The sequence below is a fragment of the Catenovulum sp. SX2 genome, from assembly GCF_052056295.1.
Lineage (GTDB): Bacteria > Pseudomonadota > Gammaproteobacteria > Enterobacterales > Alteromonadaceae > Catenovulum.
On record NZ_CP182493.1, the window covers coordinates 3900418 to 3919523 of the forward strand.

The 19106-nt window shown below is 40.5% G+C and carries 14 protein-coding genes and 3 rRNA genes; 10 read left to right on the forward strand and 7 right to left on the reverse strand.

What is annotated here, in order from left to right; genetic code table 11:
• Nucleotides 1-210: 210 nt before the first annotated feature.
• From ACMZOO_RS16505 to ACMZOO_RS16520, 4 genes are all read left to right on the forward strand, one after another.
• Nucleotides 211-3089, forward strand: a 23S ribosomal RNA gene (locus ACMZOO_RS16505).
• A 216-nt stretch (nt 3090-3305) separates the two neighbouring features.
• Nucleotides 3306-3419: ribosomal RNA gene (gene rrf / locus ACMZOO_RS16510) — 5S ribosomal RNA — on the forward strand.
• A 43-nt stretch (nt 3420-3462) separates the two neighbouring features.
• A 5S ribosomal RNA gene (gene rrf / locus ACMZOO_RS16515) occupies nt 3463-3576 on the forward strand.
• Between the two features lie 84 nt (nt 3577-3660).
• On the forward strand, nt 3661-3984 hold the full coding sequence (locus ACMZOO_RS16520; RefSeq protein ID WP_440904391.1) for a GIY-YIG nuclease family protein: 324 nt from the start codon (nt 3661-3663) through the stop codon (nt 3982-3984).
• Nucleotides 3985-4024: 40 nt separating this feature from the next.
• Here the strand turns inward: ACMZOO_RS16520 and plsY are convergent, their stop codons facing one another.
• Nucleotides 4025-4630 (reverse strand): glycerol-3-phosphate 1-O-acyltransferase PlsY, encoded by a 606-nt coding sequence (plsY, locus tag ACMZOO_RS16525; protein ID WP_440904392.1) that lies wholly within the window; start codon nt 4628-4630, stop codon nt 4025-4027.
• Between the two features lie 109 nt (nt 4631-4739).
• Here plsY and folB point away from each other — a divergent pair, with 109 nt between their 5' ends.
• The 3 genes from folB to ACMZOO_RS16540 are packed head-to-tail and all read left to right on the forward strand — an operon-like array spanning nt 4740 to nt 6408.
• Nucleotides 4740-5114, forward strand: a complete 375-nt coding sequence (gene folB / locus ACMZOO_RS16530) for a dihydroneopterin aldolase (RefSeq protein ID WP_440904393.1) — start codon at nt 4740-4742, stop codon at nt 5112-5114.
• A 4-nt stretch (nt 5115-5118) separates the two neighbouring features.
• Nucleotides 5119-5607 (forward strand): 2-amino-4-hydroxy-6-hydroxymethyldihydropteridine diphosphokinase, encoded by a 489-nt coding sequence (gene folK / locus ACMZOO_RS16535; protein ID WP_440904394.1) that lies wholly within the window; start codon nt 5119-5121, stop codon nt 5605-5607.
• A 3-nt stretch (nt 5608-5610) separates the two neighbouring features.
• Nucleotides 5611-6408: an undecaprenyl-diphosphate phosphatase gene (locus ACMZOO_RS16540; protein WP_440904395.1), complete on the forward strand. Its 798-nt coding sequence runs from the start codon at nt 5611-5613 to the stop codon at nt 6406-6408.
• Between the two features lie 40 nt (nt 6409-6448).
• On the opposite strand, the gene yaaA is transcribed toward ACMZOO_RS16540, so the two are convergent.
• From yaaA to xthA, 5 genes are all read right to left on the reverse strand, one after another.
• Entirely contained in the window at nt 6449-7222 is a 774-nt protein-coding gene (gene yaaA / locus ACMZOO_RS16545) for a peroxide stress protein YaaA (protein ID WP_440904396.1), read from the reverse strand.
• Between the two features lie 69 nt (nt 7223-7291).
• Nucleotides 7292-8830, reverse strand: a complete 1539-nt coding sequence (locus ACMZOO_RS16550) for a DUF3369 domain-containing protein (RefSeq protein ID WP_440904397.1) — start codon at nt 8828-8830, stop codon at nt 7292-7294.
• Nucleotides 8831-8964: 134 nt separating this feature from the next.
• Nucleotides 8965-10683: a proline--tRNA ligase gene (locus tag ACMZOO_RS16555; RefSeq protein WP_440904398.1), complete on the reverse strand. Its 1719-nt coding sequence runs from the start codon at nt 10681-10683 to the stop codon at nt 8965-8967.
• A 54-nt stretch (nt 10684-10737) separates the two neighbouring features.
• The gene (locus ACMZOO_RS16560; protein WP_440904399.1) at nt 10738-11370 is read right to left on the reverse strand and encodes an energy-coupling factor ABC transporter permease; all 633 of its coding nucleotides are present in this window, start codon (nt 11368-11370) and stop codon (nt 10738-10740) included.
• 9 nt (nt 11371-11379) lie between these two features.
• On the reverse strand, nt 11380-12186 hold the full coding sequence (xthA, locus tag ACMZOO_RS16565) for an exodeoxyribonuclease III (RefSeq protein ID WP_440904400.1): 807 nt from the start codon (nt 12184-12186) through the stop codon (nt 11380-11382).
• Nucleotides 12187-12478: 292 nt separating this feature from the next.
• Between xthA and dnaK the strand changes: the two genes are divergently transcribed.
• The 3 genes from dnaK (at nt 12479) to ACMZOO_RS16580 (ending at nt 16130) form a co-directional block, all read left to right on the forward strand.
• Nucleotides 12479-14401: a molecular chaperone DnaK gene (gene dnaK / locus ACMZOO_RS16570; protein ID WP_440904401.1), complete on the forward strand. Its 1923-nt coding sequence runs from the start codon at nt 12479-12481 to the stop codon at nt 14399-14401.
• A 72-nt stretch (nt 14402-14473) separates the two neighbouring features.
• Nucleotides 14474-15595 (forward strand): molecular chaperone DnaJ, encoded by a 1122-nt coding sequence (gene dnaJ, locus ACMZOO_RS16575; protein ID WP_440904402.1) that lies wholly within the window; start codon nt 14474-14476, stop codon nt 15593-15595.
• A gap of 100 nt (nt 15596-15695) precedes the next feature.
• Nucleotides 15696-16130: a hypothetical protein gene (locus ACMZOO_RS16580; protein WP_440904403.1), complete on the forward strand. Its 435-nt coding sequence runs from the start codon at nt 15696-15698 to the stop codon at nt 16128-16130.
• On the opposite strand, the gene ACMZOO_RS16585 is transcribed toward ACMZOO_RS16580, so the two are convergent.
• Complete coding sequence (locus ACMZOO_RS16585; RefSeq protein WP_440904404.1) at nt 16111-18909, reverse strand: insulinase family protein; 2799 nt, start codon at nt 18907-18909, stop codon at nt 16111-16113. The two genes, ACMZOO_RS16580 and ACMZOO_RS16585, sit on opposite strands and share 20 nt — an antisense overlap.
• Nucleotides 18910-19106 lie beyond the last annotated feature (197 nt).

Below are 19106 nucleotides of genomic sequence, written 5' to 3' on the forward strand. Positions count from 1 at the left end.
GCTTATTTTAATTTGGTTTTAATAACCTATGCTCTTTAACAATCTGAAAATGTAAAAGCTAAAATTAAATTTTTAAGTTCAATTTTAAATCTGAATCTAACGAGTTTAATCAAGCAAACCAAGTATTCTAATCCAGAATATGTCGAAAGACATATTCAAATAAACGAAGCGTTGTTTAATGATGCAAACCGATAAACATTCGGGTTGTATGGTTAAGTGACTAAGCGTGCACGGTGGATGCCTTGGCAATTGGAGGCGATGAAGGACGTGTTAATCTGCGATAAGCTTGGTCGAGTCGATAAAAGACGCATGAGACCAAGATTTCCGAATGGGGCAACCCACTCTTTATAGAGTATCTTGCAGTGAATACATAGCTGTAAGAAGCAAACCCGGAGAACTGAAACATCTAAGTACCCGGAGGAACAGAAATCAACCGAGATTCCGTCAGTAGCGGCGAGCGAAAGCGGAACAGCCGATATCATAGTGTTCAGCAGAACATTCTGGAAAGTTTGACCATAGTAGGTGATAGTCCTGTATGCGAAAAACACTATGATACATATTAAGTAGGTCGGGACACGTGTTATCTTGACTGAATATGGGGGGACCATCCTCCAAGGCTAAATACTCCCAATTGACCGATAGTGAACCAGTACCGTGAGGGAAAGGCGAAAAGAACCCCTGTAAGGGGAGTGAAATAGAACCTGAAACCGTGTACGTACAAGCAGTGGGAGCAGACTAGTTCTGTGACTGCGTACCTTTTGTATAATGGGTCAGCGACTTATATTCAGTAGCAAGGTTAACCTTTTAGGGGAGCCGTAGCGAAAGCGAGTGTTAACTGCGCGTTCAGTTGCTGGGTATAGACCCGAAACCCGGCGATCTACCCATGGGCAGGTTGAAGGTTGAGTAACATCAACTGGAGGACCGAACTCACTAATGTTGAAAAATTAGGAGATGACCTGTGGGTCGGAGTGAAAGGCTAATCAAGCCGGGAGATAGCTGGTTCTCCCCGAAAGCTATTTAGGTAGCGCCTCGGACGAATACCACTGGGGGTAGAGCACTGTTAAGGCTAGGGGGTCATCCCGACTTACCAACCCTTTGCAAACTCCGAATACCAGTGAGTACTATCCGGGAGACACACGGCGGGTGCTAACGTCCGTCGTGAAGAGGGCAACAACCCAGACCGCCAGCTAAGGTCCCAAATACTAATTAAGTGGGAAACGATGTGGGAAGGCTTAGACAGCTAGGAGGTTGGCTTAGAAGCAGCCACCCTTTAAAGAAAGCGTAATAGCTCACTAGTCGAGTCGGCCTGCGCGGAAGATGTAACGGGGCTAAATTAGTAACCGAAGCTGCGGATTCATACTTTGTATGAGTGGTAGGGGAGCGTTCTGTAAGCTGTTGAAGGTGTGTTGTAAAGCATGCTGGAGGTATCAGAAGTGCGAATGCTGACATGAGTAACGATAAAGCGGGTGAAAAACCCGCTCGCCGAAAGACCAAGGTTTCCTGTCCCATGCTAATCAGGGCAGGGTAAGTCGGCCCCTAAGGCGAGGCAGAGATGCGTAGTCGATGGGAAACAGGTTAATATTCCTGTACTTTTATTAACTGCGATGGAGAGACGGAGAAGGCTAAACTAGCTTGGCGTTGGTTGTCCAAGTGAAAGTAAGTAGGCTAAAGTTCTAGGCAAATCCGGAACTTTATTAGGCTGAGATACGAGACGAGTTACTAAGGTAACGAAGTAGTTGATGCCCGGCTTCCAGGAAAATCTTCTAAGCATCAGGTTAATAAGAACCGTACCCGAAACCGACACAGGTGGTCAGGTAGAGAATACTAAGGCGCTTGAGAGAACCCGGGTGAAGGAACTAGGCAAAATAGTACCGTAACTTCGGGAGAAGGTACGCCACGTTATTGTGAAGGGCTTTACGCCTGGAGCGAGAGGTGGTCGAAGTAACCAGGTGGCTGGAACTGTTTATTAAAAACACAGCACTGTGCAAAATCGAAAGATGACGTATACGGTGTGACACCTGCCCGGTGCCGGAAGGTTAATTGATGGGGTTATCCTTTGGAGAAGCTCTTGATCGAAGCCCCGGTAAACGGCGGCCGTAACTATAACGGTCCTAAGGTAGCGAAATTCCTTGTCGGGTAAGTTCCGACCTGCACGAATGGTGTAATCATGGCCACGCTGTCTCCACCCGGGACTCAGTGAAATTGAACTTGCTGTGAAGATGCAGTGTACCCGCGGCTAGACGGAAAGACCCCGTGAACCTTTACTATAGCTTGGCAGTGAACATTGAACCTACATGTGTAGGATAGGTGGGAGGCTTTGAAGCATGCACGCCAGTGTGTGTGGAGCCATCCTTGAAATACCACCCTTGTATGTTTGATGTTCTAACGTTGTCCCATAATCTGGGATGCGGACATTGCCTGGTGGGTAGTTTGACTGGGGCGGTCTCCTCCCAAAGCGTAACGGAGGAGCACGAAGGTTGGCTAAGTACGGTCGGACATCGTACGGTTAGTGCAATGGCATAAGCCAGCTTAACTGCGAGACAGACACGTCGAGCAGGTGCGAAAGCAGGTCATAGTGATCCGGTGGTTCTGAATGGAAGGGCCATCGCTCAACGGATAAAAGGTACTCCGGGGATAACAGGCTGATACCGCCCAAGAGTTCATATCGACGGCGGTGTTTGGCACCTCGATGTCGGCTCATCACATCCTGGGGCTGAAGTCGGTCCCAAGGGTATGGCTGTTCGCCATTTAAAGTGGTACGCGAGCTGGGTTTAGAACGTCGTGAGACAGTTCGGTCCCTATCTGCCGTGGGCGTTTGAGAATTGAGGGGGGCTTCTCCTAGTACGAGAGGACCGGAGTGGACGAACCTCTGGTGTTCCGGTTGTTCTGCCAAGAGCATTGCCGGGTAGCTAAGTTCGGAATCGATAACCGCTGAAAGCATCTAAGCGGGAAGCGAGCCCCGAGATGAGTTGTCACAGACCCTTGAGGTCCTGTAGGGCCCTTGTAGACTACGAGGTTGATAGGTTGGGTGTGTAAGTGCTGTGAGGCATTGAGCTAACCAATACTAATTGCCCGTGCGGCTTAACCATACAACGCCAAATGTTTATTGGGTTGCGAAGAATACAAAGAAAGAAGTTGTTTGATTGAATAGATTAGATAAACAACAGATTGAATAGAACTTAAAGATTAGGCTTTTATAATTTCAGATTAAAGTGTTTGGATAGACAAATATATTGTCTGCTAGACGTCGCTCCTTGCCATCCATGGCATCGCGACATTAGTGAATCCATTCACGTCAGTTTATGCCTGGCGGCGATAGCATTGTGGAACCACCTGATCCATTTCGAACTCAGAAGTGAAACACAATAGCGGCGATGGTAGTGTGGGAGTTCCCATGTGAGAGTAGCACACTGCCAGGCTTCAAATTTAAATAAAAGAAAAACTAGAAATTAACCAGTTTTTCCTGATGACGATAGCATTGTGGCACCACCTGATCCATTTCGAACTCAGAAGTGAAACACAATTGCGGCGATGGTAGTGTGGGAGTTCCCATGTGAGAGTAGCACATTATCAGGTTCTCATTTTAAACCCAGCTTTTGCTGGGTTTTTTCGTTTATACTAGTCACAAAAAATAAACTGTTATAACTTTCACCTTTGCTAATGTCTAAACTTGAACAAACATCTAAATCTAGCCAAGTGAATTGGTACGTGTATATGATACGTACAGATGATAATAGTTTATATACGGGGGTGACAACGGACGTTGAACGCAGATTTAACGAACATAAATCCAACCCTAAGCTAGCAGCTAAATACTTTCGAGCACGCAAAGCTATCTCATTGGAATACAGTTACGAGACACAATCAAAGAAACAGGCCTATCAACTTGAATATAGAATCAAGCGCTTAACCAAGTCTGTCAAAGAAAAGCTGGTCGCTGGCATATTAAAGCTTGATGATATAATCGAAATCCAACAAATTTGAACTCAGGTTAGCTAATCTTAATGTTGGATAGTTTGATAAGCTAGTTGTTTGTTCTGTCACGCTTGTCATCAATCTTAGGCTCTTGCCCTTGTAGCAGTCGTTTGATGTTAGGTAAGTGGCGAATGATGATTAAGATTGTCAGCATAATAACTGCGTAAGTGTATTTTGGTTTGAGTAACCAAACATATAGCGGCGCTAGAGAAACTGCGACAATAGAAGCTATTGAAGAATAGCGAGTTTTGTAAGCCGTTATTAACCATGTCAAAGCTAGCGCTAATCCCAATTCCAAACCAATGGGCAGTAAAACCCCAAAAGCGGTTGCGACTGCTTTACCACCTTTAAATTTGTGGTAGATAGGAAATATATGACCTATACAGCAACTTATTGCAATAAGTCCTAACTCCAATGGTTGAAAACCTAAAAAATAAGCGCCCCATAATGGAATTGTACCTTTCAAAACATCAAACAAAAAAGTTACGATTGCTGCTTTAAAACCCGCTATACGGTACATATTTGTTGCACCTGGGTTTTTTGAACCATGTTCAGTTGGATTGGAAGTATTAAACAAGAAGGCCGTAATTCGAGCGCCAGACATTGATCCGATTAAATAGGCAGCAACTAGCATAATTAATAGGGATGTTGACATAGAGTTAGGTTTTTTCCAAAGATAAAACAGGGTAAACTGCACAAGCTTAGAGCTTACATTATTTCTGAATTCAATTCACCAAACTGTCACAATAAATTTAGGTACTTAGATGAAGGACATTGTGTTTATTCACAATCTAGCCATAGAAACCATTATTGGGGTTTTTAATTGGGAGCATAATATTAAACAAAGTTTAATATTTGATTTAGATATGCAGTGGGATAATTCTAAACCAGCAGAAAAAGATGAGCTTGAACTTGCGCTAGATTACTCTGCGGTAACAGACCTTATTCAAGTTTATTGCGCTGCGCGACAGTTTGAGTTGATTGAAACCTTAGCTGAAAAGATTTGCCAAATGTTGTTTAAACATTTCCCGATAGAGCATATTAAGCTAAAAATCACTAAACCAGACGCAATAGAAAACGCTCATGTTGGTATTGTAATAGAGCGTTGTTCTGAAGATTACGCTACTGTGGGTCATTAAACATATGGCACTAGTAGCAATAAGTTTAGGTACAAACAAGCAGACTGAATTTCACCTAAAAAAAGCAATATTTTTACTTCGGCCATTTATTAATGAATTAAAAATTTCGCCTGTGTATGAAAGTGAACCTGTCAGTTTTGGCGGTGCTAATTTTAAAAATATTGTGTTTGGTGGCGAAACAAATCTGTCGTTGGAGCAGTTTGTTAAATTGCTTAAATCTATCGAAAACCAATATGGTCGCGATAGAAGTAGTAACAATAAATCAGAAATTACTTTAGATCTGGACTTGTTGTTTTACGGTGATAGTTTATGTGATCAGCCGATAAAATTACCAAGAGACGAAATAACAAAAAATGCATTTGTATTGCTGCCGTTGTCGGATATTTTTTCAGATGTTCACCACCCAGCTTTAAAGAAAACTTATGGTCAGTTAAAAGCTGAATACAACAACCCGCAACAAAAACTTTGGACTGTTAAATTTAACTGGGATTGATAGATGTCAATAATAGAAATTATCGTATTAGCGCTAATACAGGGACTCACTGAATTTTTACCTATCTCAAGCTCTGCTCATTTAATTTTGCCTTCACAAATTCTAGGCTGGCAAGACCAAGGATTAGCGTTTGACGTTGCTGTACATGTTGGCTCTTTAGCCGCAGTCGTTATTTATTTTAGGCAAGAAGTAAAAACTATTTTAGCGGCAATGTTTAAACAAGTGATTAGCAAAGAAGCCAGTTCTGAAGCTAATTTAGGTTGGTTAGTGGCTCTTGCTACAATCCCAGCTTTGCTGTTTGGCCTTGCATTTAAAGATATTATTGAAGTGTACGCGCGTTCAACTGCTGTTATCGCGACTACGACTATCGTTTTTGGTTTGTTGTTGTGGTGGGCGGATGTCAAAGCAAAACAAACTGTTTCTATGCAGATGTTAGGCTGGCAAAAAGCGTTAATTATAGGTATTGCTCAAGCTATTGCTATGATCCCAGGTACTTCTCGCTCTGGTATCACTATTACTGCCGGTTTAATGTTAGGGCTAAGCCGCAGTGAAGCCGCTAAGTTTTCTTTTTTAATGTCGATTCCAATTATTTTAATTGCAGGTTCTTACCATACGCTAAAGCTAGCAACTGGCACTGAAGCTGTTGATTGGAACGCAATTATCTTAGGCACGTCTCTATCTTTTATTAGCGCTTATGCGTGTATTTATTTCTTTTTAGCCGTTATCGAAAAAATGGGTATGCTGCCATTTGTTATTTATAGGCTGTTATTGGGTGGTGTGTTAATAGCGCTAATGATGTAGCGCTATTAACTATTGTCTAGCAAGTTCAAATCAAGCTGGTTTATTGCTCCTGACGGGTAAATACCGGCTTGATGTCAGTAGACAAGTCTGGGTTGTATTGATAACCAGCTTGAGTAAACTCCAATAAACCTTCTACTGTTTCTATCTTATTTTCAATGATATATCTGGCCATCATGCCACGTGCTTTTTTTGCAAAGAAACTGATGGTTTTATACTGACCATTTTTCCAATCTTTAAAATCAGGTGCGATAATTTTACCGTTAAACTCTTTGGCTTTTACCGATTTAAAGTATTCGTTCGAGGCAAGATTAACCAAAGTTTCACTACCTATTGTTTCGGCACTTTCATTTAGCTTATTGGTAATAATGCTGCCCCAAAAGTGATATAAATTACTGCCTCTCGGATTAGCCAATTTAGTGCCCATTTCTAAGCGATAGGGCATAATTAAATCTAAAGGTTTTAACAAGCCATATAAACCAGAGAGTATGCGCAGGTGCTGTTGTGCATAATCTATATCTTCAGCTTTTAATGTATAAGCGTCCAAGCCAGTATAAACGTCGCCATTAAAAGCGAAAAGTGCTTGTTTAGCGTTCTCTAAGGTAAATGAATTAGTCCAATCGGCAAAACGAGCTGCGTTTAAGCCTGCTAGCTTGTCACTAATGTGCATCAAGTTTGAAAGATCTAACGGAGTCAAATTTTTACAAACATCAGCAAGTTCAGTGCTGTCAGTTAATAACTCTGGTTGAGTGTATTGTTGAGTCGGCGTTGCAGTTTCGTAGTCTAGGTTTTTCGCAGGAGAAATAACAATAATCATAAATCTTAGAAATCTTAGGTTTGGACGATAAAAACCTAAGTTTAACGCGAACGAGCACTAGAATACAGCTTAGTGCTCGTCAGGATTAAGTTCTCGAATCGTGGTAAACAATTCATAGTGTTCTAGCATAATTTCAACTAACTTAGGCTCAAATTTTTTGCCTGACTCTTCTTCCAACAAAGCTTTGATTCTATCGTCACTCCAAGGCTCTTTGTAGCTGCGTTTCGAGCCTAATGCGTCAAAAACATCGGCAATTGCAACGATTCTTGCTTCTAGCGGTATTGCTTCGCCAATTAACCCTTCAGGATAACCTGTACCATCCCAGTTTTCATGATGGTATCGTGCAATTTTTTCACCTGCTTTTGGTATTGCCTTACGTGAGTTTTTTAATAAATCACCACCTATCTCTGCATGTTTAAGCATTATGCTCCACTCCTTAGGATCTAATTTGCCGGGTTTGTGCAGTATTTGTTCGGGTATGGCAATTTTTCCTACGTCATGTAGTGGTGCTGCGTGGGTGAGAGTGGTGACAAATTTTTCGTCACAACCGTAGAGTGTTGCGAGTTCATGGCAAATTAAAGAGACTCGTTTTACATGTGCGCCCGTTTCTTTGCTGCGCATTTCGATTGCATCACCCAGAATATAAATAAGCTCGGCTTGAGTCGTGGTTAAATCTTCTCTGTAAGTAACGTTTTCAAATACAAGCGCAATATTAGTTGCATAGATTTCTAGTAGACGAATATGAAATTCGTCGACTGGCTGTTTAAATTGGGCTAATAAAACTGATTCGGTTTGGTCAGCTGTTTCGTAATATCCAACATATATATTTTGATTGATATAGGTTGTTTTCTCTTTAAAGGCTTTGTCTATGAGTTGCTTAGAACTGTCACTGATGGTGATGCTACTATAGTCATGGCCATAACCGACATAATTTCCGGTCGCACCTAGAATAATTTTATCATCTTCTGAATATAGTTCTGAACTGGTATGAGCTACGTATAATGATGAGCACTCTATCTCTAATAGGTCGAAAAGCTGAATGAGAGATGCAGAGCCGAATTCTATAATTGAGTGGGTTTTTAAAATATTAGTTGATGCAGAGACTAAACGTTGAAAGCCTTTTAAGCTTTTTTCAATCGTCATTAAATCTCTATATGAGCGAATCCCAGAGTAAACACAAGTGGCTAACTTTCTGGCGGTTAACTCGGTTTTTTCTTTGTAATCGTTGATGTCATAGTCGCGAATAACTTGTTCTTCTGGCGCTGTTCCAGCTTGGCCTGTGCGCAAAATTAAGCGTATAGATTTGTTAACCAGCTCTGTTCGTATCCATCTAACTAAGTCTAAACCTGCATGGTCGGTTTCCATTACAACATCGACAAAGGCGAGGGCAATGTCTGATTCTTGCTCGAGAATGTCGCGTGCTTGCGCACCACTATAAGCGTTCAGTAGCTGTAATTTTCTACCTTCTACTTCAAGTTCATTAAGGACAAGTCCAGTTACTTGGTGAATAAAGTTATCATCATCAACAACAAGTATTTTCCAATACTGTGTTTCTGTCTGTTCGTTGTCGCTGTCATCAGCGAACTCAAACAAGTCGTCATCACTCATAAAATACGAATAGTCAATTAGTTAAACTTATAATGAGTGTAGACTAAATTGCTGAAATGCGAGTTGAAATTGAAGATTTTTTGATAATTTAGGGCTAGTTTTTACCTAGCCCTAATAAACAGGTCTGGCAGGCTTTACACTGCTTCCCTAATAAATTTAATAACATCATCAATCGCAATTGATTGTTTTTCGCCAGTGATGCGATTTTTGTACTCCACGACACCTTCATCTAGGTTGCGCTCGCCGATTACGATAACGTGTGGAACACCCACTAGTTCCATATCAGCAAACATAACACCCGGACGTTCTTTTCTGTCGTCAAATAATACGTCCAAACCGGCCGCTGCTAATTCGTCATATAATTTGTTGGCAACATCTGGTATGCGATGCGATTTGTGCATATTCATTGGCAAAATACCAACCTGGAAAGGGGCAATAGCCGCTGGCCATTTGATACCAAATTTATCATGGTTTTGTTCGATAGCTGCAGCAACAATGCGTGATACACCTATGCCATAACAACCCATGGTTAAAGTTTCATGTTTGCCTGATTCAGTTAATACGCCAGCTTTCATTGCTTCACTGTATTTAGTGCCTAGTTGGAAGATATGACCAACTTCGATGCCGCGTTTAATGCTTAATTTGCCATTCCCACAAGGACTTGGATCACCTTCAACCACGTTGCGGATGTCTGCAGTTTTGTATTCTGCAATATCTCTATCCCAGTTTACACCTGTTAAGTGGAAGCCGTTATCGTTAGCGCCACAAACAAAGTCGGCTAAGTGGGCTGCACTTAAATCAACTATTACAGGGATGTCTAAGCCAACTGGGCCAATTGAACCTGCATCACAATTTGCTGCTTGTTTAATTTGTTCTTCATTGGCAAAAGTAAGTGGAGCAAATACTTCTGCAAATTTTTCCGCTTTTACTTCGTTAAGTTCGTGATCGCCACGTAGTACAAGAGCAACTACACCTTCAGCTTCGCCTTCTTCGTTTGCACCGACAACCAATAAAGTTTTTACTGTTTGTTTAGCATCTACTTTTAATAGCTGGCTGACTTCTTCAATACTATGAGTATTTGGGGTTACTACTTTTTCAACTTGTTGCGTTGCTTGTGCTCTGTCACCAGCCGGAGCGAGTGCTTCTGCTTTTTCTATGTTGGCTGCGTAGTCACTACCATCACTAAATACAATCGCGTCTTCACCACTTTCAGCTAATACATGGAATTCGTGTGATGTGCTACCACCAATTGAACCTGTATCGGCCAACACTGGACGGTATTCTAACCCTAGACGATCAAATACATTGCAGTAAGCTTGATGCATTGTTTGGTACGTTTTTTCTAAACACTCTGCGTCTAAGTGGAATGAATAAGCATCTTTCATTAAAAATTCACGTGAGCGCATTACACCAAAACGAGGGCGAACTTCGTCTCGGAATTTAGTTTGAATTTGATACAAATTAATCGGCAATTGTTTGTAGCTGCTAATTTCTTTGCGAACTAGTTCAGTTACAACTTCTTCATGGGTTGGGCCTAACAAAAATGGACGATCGTGACGATCTTTAATGCGCAATAATTCAGGGCCAAACTTTTCCCAGCGGCCTGATTCTTCCCATAAATCGGCAGGCTGAACTACTGGCATTAACACTTCAATTGCGCCAGCTTTGTTCATTTCTTCGCGAACAATGTTTTCGACTTTACGTAAAACTTTTAAACCTGATGGTAACCAAGTATATAGACCTGAAGCCAATTTACGTATCATACCTGCACGCAACATAAGTTGGTGGCTGATTACTTCAGCATCAGATGGTGTTTCTTTTTGTGTTGATAATAAATATTGAGTAGTGCGCATTTAAGCAAATTCCATTAATAAAACGAAAATTTTGTATATTTTATGTCAGTTATTTCATTTGTCATCTAAATACTGACTGTCGTAAAAAGTGCGTACCCATGAAGGCACATAAATGATCCCGATAGTCATTGTCATGCCATTTAACAAAGCTTCAGGAAAAGCTAACAAAACTAGCAAGATCAGATAGTTATCAAATACTACATCCCAAGCATATTGACCGGTTAAAGTAAATATACTTGAGATAGCCAGCATTTTTAGCCCGATAGAGAGTGCGCCAGCAAAAAAACCGCAGACAAATACATAAATGAAAAAGTGTCTAGGGAGTTTGTGAAAGCTAATCACGTAAACCAAATAACTGACTAGTACGGGCAGGCAAACACCAGATAAAAGTTGAATATAGGCATTATCCCATTGATAACTGCCCAACAGGCAATTTATCAAAGTGGCGATTAAGCCAGCATAAACAGCTAACCTTGGACCTAAAAATAATGTACAGGCTGTCATCCATAAAAAATGTACTTCTAGCCCTTCATATATACTGGCTTGAATAGACCACAATATGGTTAATAACGCTGTGTAACCGAAAAACAAATGTTGTTTAGGTTTTTCGGTCAGTAGTAACCGTAAGGTATTTTTGTCATAAGCTAAATAAGCAACGGCGACAAATACAATTAGGTTTAACAGCATTGTTGAGCCTTATTTAAAGGTTGTCCAAATTGGCGCGTGATCAGAAGGTTTTTCAATACCGCGCAATTCATAATCTACATCACTCTCAACTGCTCGTGCACTCAATGCAGGTGTAGCTAAAATTAAGTCTATACGTAAGCCGCGGTTGTCGTCGAAACCTTTAGAGCGATAGTCAAACCAGCTATATCGTTCGGTTGTTTCTGGATGTAAGTTTCTGTAAGTGTCGGTGAAACCCCAATCTATTAAGGTATTTAACCATTCACGCTCTTCCGGTAAAAATGAACATTTACCAGTTTTTAACCAGCGTTTGGCGTTTGGTTCACCAATACCTATATCTAAATCTGTATGTGAAATGTTCACATCACCAATAACGGCAATATTTTGCTCAGGCGTATAGTTGTTGTTTAATTCAGCCATTAAATCTTGATAAAACTTTTCTTTAGCTGGGAATTTAATTGGGTGGTCGCGATTTTCACCTTGTGGAAAATAACCATTAAATACAGTTACATCGTCACCGTTTTCGTCTTGGTATGTTGCAATAATCATACGGCGCTGTGCGTCTTCGTCATCGGTTTTAAAACCTTTTTGCACAAAAGTTGGTTTTTGTTTCGAAACCAATGCAACACCATAATGGGCTTTTTGACCAAAAAATTCCACGTGATAACCCATATCTAAAATAGCCTGTAACGGGAAAGCATCGTCGTGCACCTTTATTTCTTGTAAACCTATTACGTCTGGCTGGTGTTTGTCTATTACCGCTTGCAGCTGGTGTAAACGTGCTCTTAAGCCATTTATGTTGAATGAGATAATTTTCATAAAAATATTTTCGCTAAATTTGGTTTGAGAGAAGTTTAGGGATTTGTTTTTCGCTTGGCAAACGCAAGCTGGCTTTATCTGTGCGAAAAATCAGCAAACGTCGATTTATTTTTAATTTATTTAACTTTAATGGCTTGAAAAGCTCAATTGCAGCCTTACTTATAGGTCAAGGCTATAAAGCAGAGACTTTTAGCATCAAATTTTTTTAGTTTCGGGTATTGAATACTGAATAGAAAGACCCCACTAAAAAAGCAGGTTTTAACACATTTAATTTTATTCGGAGATTTTCCAAATGGGCAAAATCATCGGTATTGACTTAGGTACTACCAATTCATGTGTTGCTGTATTAGACGGCGACAAAGCAAAAGTTATCGAAAATGCTGAGGGTGATCGTACAACCCCATCAATTATCGCTTATACAGAAGACGGCGAAACATTAGTAGGTCAACCTGCTAAACGTCAAGCGGTAACTAACCCTCAAAATACTTTATTCGCAATCAAGCGTTTAATCGGTCGTCGTTTTACTGATAAAGAAGTACAACGTGACGTAGACATTATGCCATTCAAAATTACTCAAGCTGACAATGGTGATGCTTGGGTTGAAGTGAAAGGCGAGAAAATGGCGCCACCACAAATTTCTGCTGAAGTTTTGAAAAAAATGAAAAAAACAGCAGAAGATTATTTAGGTGAAAAAGTAACTGGTGCAGTAATCACAGTTCCTGCTTACTTTAACGATGCGCAACGTCAAGCAACTAAAGATGCTGGTCGTATTGCTGGTTTAGATGTAAAACGTATCATCAATGAGCCTACTGCTGCTGCTTTAGCTTACGGTATGGACAAAAAGTCTGGCGATAACGTTATTGCAGTATACGACTTAGGTGGTGGTACATTCGATATTTCAATTATTGAAATTGACGAAGTAGACGGCGAACATACTTTCGAAGTATTAGCGACTAATGGTGATACTCACTTAGGTGGTGAAGATTTCGATAACCGTTTAATCAACTACTTAGTTGATCAATTTAAAGCTGATCAAGGTTTTGATTTACGTAAAGACCCATTAGCTATGCAGCGTTTAAAAGAAGCTGCTGAAAAAGCTAAAATTGAGTTGTCTTCTGCGCAACAAACAGAAGTTAACTTACCATACATTACAGCTGACGCATCAGGTCCTAAGCATTTAAATATTAAAGTAACTCGTTCTAAATTAGAGTCTTTAGTAGAAGATATGGTTAAAGCAACTTTAGAGCCATTAAAACAAGCGCTTAAAGATGCCGACCTAACTGTAAGTGACGTGAATGACGTTATTTTAGTTGGTGGTCAAACACGTATGCCACTAGTACAAAAAGCTGTTACTGAATTCTTCGGCAAAGAGCCTCGTAAAGACGTTAACCCTGATGAGGCTGTAGCTGTTGGTGCTGCTGTTCAAGGTGGTGTTCTTTCTGGTGACGTAACTGACGTATTATTGTTAGACGTAACGCCATTGTCTTTAGGTATTGAGACTATGGGTGGCGTTATGACAGCTTTAATCGAGAAAAATACGACTATCCCAACTAAGAAGTCACAAACTTTCTCAACTGCTGACGACAATCAATCTGCAGTAACTGTTCACGTAATCCAAGGTGAGCGTAAACAAGCGAGCGCGAACAAATCTCTAGGTCAATTTAACTTAGAAGGTATTCGTCCAGCACCACGTGGTGTACCACAAATCGAAGTAACTTTTGATATTGATGCGGATGGTATCTTACACGTATCTGCTAAAGATAAAGATACGGGTACAGAGCAAAAAATTACCATTAAAGCTTCTTCTGGTTTATCTGATGAAGAAGTAGAAAAAATGGTTCGTGAAGCTGAAGCAAACGCTGATGCTGATAAAAAGTTTGAAGAATTAGTTCAAGCGCGCAACCAAGCTGATGGTTTAGTGCATGCAACTAAGAAGCAAATTGAAGAAGCGGGTGCTGAATTAGCCGCTAATGACAAAGAAGCAATCGAAACAGCTATTTCTGAGTTAGAAACTGCACTTAAAGGTTCTGATAAAGAAGAAATTGATGCTAAGTCTCAAGCTTTAATTCAAGCTTCGCAAAAATTAGTTGAAATTGCGCAAGCAAAAGCTCAAGCACAAGGTGCTGACGCAGGTGCGCAAGCAGAACCACAAGCTCAAGCAGCAGACGATGTTGTTGATGCTGAGTTTGAAGAAGTAAAAGACGATAACAAGTAATTTGTAATCGAAAAGTATATGTATACAAACGGGTGCTTGCACCCGTTTTGTACGTTAATCTAGGCGAGATATATGTCTAAAAGAGATTATTATGAAGTCCTGGGGCTAGAAAAAAGCGCCGGTGAGAAAGATATCAAAAAAGCCTATAAGCGCTTGGCGATGAAATATCATCCTGACAGAACTAAGGGTGATAAAGAATTAGAAGAGAAGTTTAAAGAAATTAAAGAGGCTTATGAGGTTTTAACCAACGCTGATCTAAAAGCGCGTTATGACCAATATGGCCATGCCGGTGTTGATCCGCAAATGGGCGGCGGTGGTGGACACCAAGACTTTTCTGATATCTTTGGTGATGTTTTTGGCGATATATTTGGTGGCGGTGGCCGTCGTCAGTCTAGAGCGCAACGCGGCTCAGATTTAAGATACAACTTAGAGTTGAGCTTAGAAGAGGCGGTTAAAGGCAAAAACGTCGAAATTAAAGTACCTACTTGGGTAACTTGTAGTCCTTGTGATGGCTCAGGTGCAAAACCTGGCAGCAAACCTCAGACTTGTTCTACTTGTCATGGCCAAGGCCAAGTACAAATGCGTCAAGGTTTCTTTGCTGTACAGCAAACTTGTCCAACTTGTCATGGTCAGGGTAAAATTATTAGCGACCCTTGTAAGAGCTGTCACGGTCAAGGTCGCGTTCAGAAGAACAAAACTTTATCGGTTAAAATACCAGCTGGTGTTGATACTGGTGACAGAATTCGTTTAGCGGGTGAAGGCGAAGCAGGCGCGCACGGTGCTCCAGCCGGTGATTTATATGTACAAGTACATGTAAAAGATCACGCAATTTTCGAGCGCGACGGCAGCAACTTATATTGTGAAGTGCCAATCGGTTTTGCTACAGCTGCATTAGGTGGCGAAATTCATGTTCCGACACTTGATGGTAAAGTTAAATTAAAAATACCTTCAGAAACACAAACTGGCCGTATGTTTAGAATGCGTGGCAAAGGTGTGCGTTCTGTACGTGGTGGTATTGAAGGCGATTTAATTTGTAAAGTTGTGGTAGAAACACCGGTTAACTTAACAGATTCACAAAAAGATTTGTTACGTCAATTAGACACAGAAATGGAAGAGGGCAGTGCTAAGCACAGACCAAAAGAAACTGGATTTTTTGACGGCGTGAAGCGATTCTTTGACGACTTACGCAGTTAAATTGATTATGATTAAAGCCACTTTCGAGTGGCTTTTTTATTGCTCTGTACGCCTTGCAATTCTCTAATCCTATTATTTACAAACGGTAATTTACGCATCAATGTTTTCAAGTAATAGAACTTACAAAATCATTCGGTTAATTACTTGGTCAGTGGGCATAGTCTCACTGATTATTTTTTATTTGTGGTTTGAGTATTTGCGGCCAAGCAATTTAACACCGACTGCACAGCACTTAAGTGAAAGTGCATTTAATCCTTTTGTTTGGGCGAAAGGGAAAGGGGATTATTCGAGTGCTAACCCGAGGCAGGCCTTATACTTAGACGTGTTGCGTAATCATTTAGCTAATGGAATGGATGTGACGACGGTTGAGAAAAAACTAGGTCTTCCTGATTCTTTTGATAAACAAAAACAATATAACTACCTACTGTCGTACGATATCAATAGCGGTATCTATCAATACTTAATTGTTCAATTTGATTCGAATCAAAAAGTAATGATGTATTACCGCTTTGAGGTTAACCACGCTTTAAACTAACTGCTTCTACTGCTGATTGTAAGTGGCGGCGTAATTCAGTTGCACTGCCTACAACAAGTTCGGCTGACTCAGAGCGGACGTTTTGTTGCTGTTTAGAAGCTGACAAGTTAATTAAGGCTTTGTCGCCATCAGGTGCAAATAACTCAGACATTTCTTCTAACACTTCGTCGAAAGTTAATGATTCTATCCACTGGCATATTCCACGCGTGCGTCTGAAACTTGAATCTTTTAAACCGATAGACATCCATAACCTTTGTGCACTGGCTCGCAAGCTACTGTCTTTTTCGTTGAGTTGATGAATTAAACCTTGCTGCATGTTATACCATTGCTGCTCATCTAACTGGCTTAAATAGGCTGGAATGCTTTGATAAAAATTTTCGAGTTGCTGAAGAATAGTCACTTCATCGTAATTATCTGATTGAACGTAAATAATGACACCGGGCATTAAATTGATAGGAAAGTAAGCACTACCAACTAAATATCCTAACTGCTTTTGTTTGCGTAAGTCATGGAAGACTATCGGCGATAGCAGTTGGTTTATCAACATATAACATGCGGTTGCCCGCTCAGATATTTCGCTCGATTGAAAATATTGCACAACAGCTGTGTCAGTACTATCAATAGGTAAAGCTAAGTGATAATCGAAAGCTTGCTGTGCAAATTTGAATACTTTTCGGCTGACTTCTGGACTGGCTTTACTGCGCTGAAAAACAATGTTTTTAATGTTTTCGCCCAGCTGCAACGCTTGGGTTAAATCCCAGTCGCCATATACAAAAGCTTCAACGTTCACTCGGTCAAATAGGTGAACACTAAATTCTGCATATTCGGCATATTCTATATCCTTGAGCTCTTCAGCCAGCATTTCTGCGGGATATTGGTTGTTCTGTAAGCTCTGAGTTAATAAGTTAAATGCCTGATTTGCTGGTTTTATTTGGTTTTGATTGTTCCAAGCATTTATTAATTTAACTTTAGTTTGGTTGAAGTCTCTTTCTGTTACACGGCGTAAACGTAACTGGCCGATTAAATGGCTGACAAACTTCGACTGTTTATCTGAGTAACCTTGAATATGCAGCGTCAATCCGCCTTGGTGCGGGGTAATTGAATAAGTTAATCCGGCCGTTTCAGCTTGGTAATTCTCACCCATAATACTGTCGAGCACGAGTTCAACATACAAGCGGGTGAGGACTTGTTTTTTTGCGCTACCTTGGCTGTTAGGGAGATCTAAACCGACATAAACGTGGGCGTGGGGCAGTTTAAATACTTGGTCTTGTTTAAACCATAATACCATACCCTTGTCATTTATGATTTTCTGCGGTGTTGAATCAATATGGGATGACTCTAATGCTGTCATTCGCTCTGGAATATACGGATTTGGTTGTGGTAATACAAAGCTAGATTGTTGCGCTTTGCTCCATTGTGCTTGTATATCCGCTGGTATTTTTTCTACTTTATACGGGCTTTGGTACCATTCAGATAAATAATCAAACGAATGATTAGGATTCAACACAACTAGTCTAAGTCGTGACGGTGACAGACAAGCTAAGGCTTTATTCAGCCATTGATGGTTTAGTCCATCCATTAAATAGTCGCCTGCTATAACATCTTCGGTGTTATATGTATGTAATTTCAACGCGAGCTCCGCAACCCATTCAATCGGCTTTTTCGGTTCTAAGTGTTGAAAAGCTAAGCGACTCATTTGCGCTTTTTCCGCGTATATGTGCTGTGTAAAGTCTGCAGTTTTCAGCGAGTTAATATAGGCAAAAACAACTTCAGAAATTTTGCTGATGCAATCTACGCCAGCAGGTGTTAATTGCATGCTTAAATTAAAATCTAAGCTTTGACCATCATCTATACCACAACCCGCGGTTAAGCCGACAATTAGACCTTGCGATTTTAATTGCTCAAATAAACTGCCGTGTCCTTCGTCCCCTAAAATGGCTGAAAGGTAATGGACACTTTTACTGCTGTAATCTTCGCCTTCGCTTGGCAATACAAAAGTGTAGATAGCTCGATAAATTTGTTTTAACGGTTTTACTTGAATTTGAATTGCTAAATCTTGTGGCCGATATAGTTGTGGCAACACTGCTTTTTTAGCCGCAGTGGCCTGAATTTCAGCAAAATATTGTTCTGCTATTTGTTGAATTTGTTCAAACTCAAACGGACTTGCAACCACAAGTTTCATTTTATCTGCACTAAAGCAGTTATTAAAATGTTCTACCAGTGAATTTCTTAGCTGTTGAAGGTTGGATGTTAAAAAAGTTTTTTTATTGCCGACACTAAATTTGCTAAACGGATGTTCTGGGTTACAAGTTTCTTTGTGCACTTCGTTTAAACGGCGTAGCTCATCTCTTGTTTTTAGTTTGAACTCTGAGTCAATCGCGCTAACTTCTTTTTCTAAACTCTGCAATGAAAATTCTGGGCAGACGAAAAATTGGCTAAAATGGTGAAAAGCATTTTCGAAAGCATTTGCGTGAGCGTCAAAATAAAAATTCATCAGTTCACTACTGGTCCAGGCGTTAGATTTACCTCCGTATTGCGCGAGCATTTGATTAAAGTCTACTGTGTCGCTTGGGAAGGTTTCTGTACCTTGAAAGAGCATATGCTCTAATAAATGGGTTAAACCTGGGTATTCTTTTGGATCATCAAAGTGACCAGCAGCTACTGAAACCGCCGACGCAACTCGATTACTCTCAGGCATATGGATATGCAACAAAGGTAAGCCGTTGCTGAGTGTGGCTATTTGATAGGTATAAGTATCTTGTTTACTTTTGGTAATCACTATAGTAGCCCCGTGAAGTGTGCTAGTCGTTCAATTTTTAATAGCAAAACGATACCTAGGTACTAAAAAGTTTAATACGGACTACACGGCTAGGTATGTTATTAAAATCCCGTTGTTTTTTATTGTAGCACCGAATTTTTCGTAAGTTTTACTATATTTTTTTTTATAAGTGTTTTATTTTATCTACACAGCAGTTT

Coding starts and splice junctions, on each gene's coding strand:
- dnaK (WP_440904401.1), top strand. CDS start 12,479: ATGGGCAAAATCATCGGTATTGACTTAGGTACTACCAATTCATGTGTT.
- dnaJ (WP_440904402.1), top strand. CDS start 14,474: ATGTCTAAAAGAGATTATTATGAAGTCCTGGGGCTAGAAAAAAGCGCC.
- xthA (WP_440904400.1), bottom strand. CDS start 12,186: ATGAAAATTATCTCATTCAACATAAATGGCTTAAGAGCACGTTTACAC.
- folK (WP_440904394.1), top strand. CDS start 5,119: ATGGCACTAGTAGCAATAAGTTTAGGTACAAACAAGCAGACTGAATTT.
- ACMZOO_RS16550 (WP_440904397.1), bottom strand. CDS start 8,830: ATGAGTGATGACGACTTGTTTGAGTTCGCTGATGACAGCGACAACGAA.
- ACMZOO_RS16560 (WP_440904399.1), bottom strand. CDS start 11,370: ATGCTGTTAAACCTAATTGTATTTGTCGCCGTTGCTTATTTAGCTTAT.
- folB (WP_440904393.1), top strand. CDS start 4,740: ATGAAGGACATTGTGTTTATTCACAATCTAGCCATAGAAACCATTATT.
- ACMZOO_RS16520 (WP_440904391.1), top strand. CDS start 3,661: ATGTCTAAACTTGAACAAACATCTAAATCTAGCCAAGTGAATTGGTAC.
- ACMZOO_RS16555 (WP_440904398.1), bottom strand. CDS start 10,683: ATGCGCACTACTCAATATTTATTATCAACACAAAAAGAAACACCATCT.
- plsY (WP_440904392.1), bottom strand. CDS start 4,630: ATGTCAACATCCCTATTAATTATGCTAGTTGCTGCCTATTTAATCGGA.
- ACMZOO_RS16580 (WP_440904403.1), top strand. CDS start 15,696: ATGTTTTCAAGTAATAGAACTTACAAAATCATTCGGTTAATTACTTGG.
- yaaA (WP_440904396.1), bottom strand. CDS start 7,222: ATGATTATTGTTATTTCTCCTGCGAAAAACCTAGACTACGAAACTGCA.
- ACMZOO_RS16540 (WP_440904395.1), top strand. CDS start 5,611: ATGTCAATAATAGAAATTATCGTATTAGCGCTAATACAGGGACTCACT.